The organism is Phormidium pseudopriestleyi FRX01 (genome assembly GCF_017313335.1).
GTDB lineage: Bacteria > Cyanobacteriota > Cyanobacteriia > Cyanobacteriales > Laspinemataceae > Laspinema > Laspinema pseudopriestleyi.
Genome location: NZ_JAFLQW010000024.1, coordinates 1 through 2,538, shown reverse-complemented (window position 1 = coordinate 2,538; position 2,538 = coordinate 1). Strand labels below are relative to the sequence as shown.

3 protein-coding genes and 1 pseudogene are annotated in these 2,538 nt (G+C 49.5%); all 4 read right to left on the bottom strand.

Going from position 1 to position 2,538, the window contains the following annotated elements:
• A pseudogene (locus tag J0895_RS00845) lies at nt 1-399 on the bottom strand (hypothetical protein); the annotation flags it as partial.
• Nucleotides 400-829: 430 nt separating this feature from the next.
• A complete protein-coding gene (locus J0895_RS00840) occupies nt 830-1,447 on the bottom strand; it encodes a methyltransferase domain-containing protein (protein ID WP_207086256.1) in 618 nt (205 codons plus the stop codon).
• A gap of 73 nt (nt 1,448-1,520) precedes the next feature.
• Nucleotides 1,521-2,027, bottom strand: coding sequence for a hypothetical protein (locus J0895_RS00835; protein WP_207086255.1), 507 nt, complete (start codon nt 2,025-2,027; stop codon nt 1,521-1,523).
• Between the two features lie 69 nt (nt 2,028-2,096).
• On the bottom strand, nt 2,097-2,538 hold a 442-nt coding region (locus J0895_RS00830; protein ID WP_207086254.1), incomplete at its 5' end, for a hypothetical protein.

Below are 2,538 nucleotides of genomic sequence, written 5' to 3'. Positions count from 1 at the left end.
TGGCCCGATCGCCACAGGCAATTCCGGGAGATCAGGAACCGCACGGCCTGGAAATTCCGGAACTCTAAGAGTGGCTACTTCTGCTCCCGGTTTTGGGGTCACCGGCATCGGCTGGACATCAAGTACCCCAAAGGGATTTTCCTGACCTTGTTGGGTCCTTTGCTGTTCCAGTTGCCGCACCCGCTCATCTGGACTGGTTGGCGGAATTAAATTCCCAATGGAAGTGGGATCCGGGCGCTGAGACACCACAGGTTTTTCAAATTCCGGGGATTCGGGTTCTTCTGCTGCTTCTGGGGACTCCGGTGGAGTCTCCGTTGCCGTGGGAGAGGGCTCGACTGGGGCGACGACTTCCGGAGTCTCCGGTTCACCACCACACGCACTCAAGATGAGGACGAGCATCCCAATTGACACCTTTAATAAAAGTTGACGCATGGCCGCTGATTATTAGGATTTAGTACAAAGATAGCCGATTAACTCAAAACTGCTTCATCACCCTAGGAGTAATTCCGCAGGGTCAGCTCTATTTTTTCTTGATCGCCTGGTGCGCTTACCCTGCTTAATCTTGACAAAAACACTTAATTAGGATACAACAGGCGATCGGTTATTCTATCGTCTATTCTAGGGTCAGGGCTGCTTTGGGGTCCGAAACCGGAAAATAGGCAGCCAGTTACTAGAAAAGGGCCTCTTGCACCAGTGCAGCGCTGGGATTATAGCGCTTGGACATCGGGCAAAAAGACCTAAACTTACTATGTTCATCTGCCTATTGTACTCTAATTCTTCAAACGGAGAAATATAGGTAAGTCAAAACTTTTTGCTCGGAGAAACTTCCCTATATTTTAGTAAAAATAGTCAGCCAGACGGGTCCGAGAAGGGAGTAATGTCCTAGACATTGGAGTCCAGCTTCTCGCCCGAGTTGTTCGCGCCTTTCCAGGGAGTAGAGGTAAATATTGGCAGGAGAGACTCCCAAGGTATGAGAGATTTTTTGTCCGAGGGGGGTGAAATCAACTAAGTAGTAGTTTCCTCCGGGGGACAATACGCGGTTGACTTCTGATAAAATGCGACTGGGATTGGGGTAATGTAAAAAACTAATGGTATTAAAAACCGTATTAAATTGTTGGTCGGTGAAGGGGAGTTGTTCGGCATTTCCTTGGATGAAAATCAGGCGGGGACGATGGCGATCGCCCTTGGTTTGGCGCGCTTGGTGAATCATCTGGGGGGAGAGGTCAAATCCGGTCCCGCGTAGGGTGGGAAATTCTTCTGCAAGGCGATCGAGCAATCGACCCGTCCCGCATCCGAGGTCCAGCACATTGGGAGAGTCTGGCAATTGCAGATAATCCAGTAATCGTTTATGAATGGCTTGATAAAAGATAGTCGTAAACAGGATATCGTAGGTCGATGCCCAGCGGTCAAAAAGTTTTTGTTTTTTGATGATTTCCGGGTGAGTCACAGTTAGGTTCTCCTACAGTTTAGGATATTATTTTAACGGGTTTTATTTGAGGGGTATGAGGTCTGTAGTTAGCCTATTGTGTGACCCGGTAATTTTGGGCGATCGCATAAAAGAGAGAATAATACTCCCCAAATCGGTCTTTAGGCGACTGTCCTTGCCAAGTATAAATTACATCTCCCGATTCCAGAGTCATTCGCATCACACTTTCCTCCGTCCCCACTTCCACCTCTAACCAGGCCGGTAATCCCTGTTCCGTAGTGAAGTTAGAGGCGGGAACGGTTGAGGTTTCCTCTGCCTCCTCGAATCCGGTGAGTTTCAAGGTTCCCCATCCTCTAATTTCTATATTTGGGTAATCTGGATCATGAAAAGCACGTCCATCCTGATTCGTGGGGGGAGGGAGTGCTACCCAATCTGGGGGATAGGGGAACTCGAACCCAAAGCGCTGATTTTGATAGGTGTTCCATTGGGTAGGGACGTTAGGATTCGTGGGAGTGCAAGCGGAAACCAGGACAGCGATCGCCATCAACGATGGGATTCGGGGGAACAGTGCTGTGGGGATGGGATGAGGAAAAGAAGTCATAAAATACACCGGCGATCGCCTGGGATAACTGGGGAGGGAGGGAATGCCTGCACCCTCCCCAGCACTCCATCAATCTATTGTAACGCGGAAGCGGATAAACCCATAGTCACCCACCCCCAGGTTACCAATGTCCACCACTACTGCCCCTCGAATATTAGGCCGACAAATCAGCGGAGTTGCGGTTCCCGAAGGATAAAACCGGCCTCGATTACTCGCACTGTTCGCACTTCTGAGATAGGCTGTCGGTAAATCTGGGTTCAGAGGATTTAACCCAAAAGCAATCCCCACCTCAGACCCAAACGCTCCTTCTGTCGGGGTTTGACCATTAAAGGTGTCCGTGCGAAATGTCTGAAAATTTTGCAACGGGTCACAGACTACCGCATTATCCAGAGGTCCACTGCCACCCGAGAGGAAATAGATTGTATATTCCACTTCATCCCCGGGTTGAATGTTATTGGGATTGGTGATTCCTCGCACAAAGTTGTCAGGCCAATTAGGGAGATTCTCACTC

Coding starts and splice junctions, on each gene's coding strand:
- J0895_RS00835 (WP_207086255.1), bottom strand. CDS start 2,027: ATGACTTCTTTTCCTCATCCCATCCCCACAGCACTGTTCCCCCGAATC.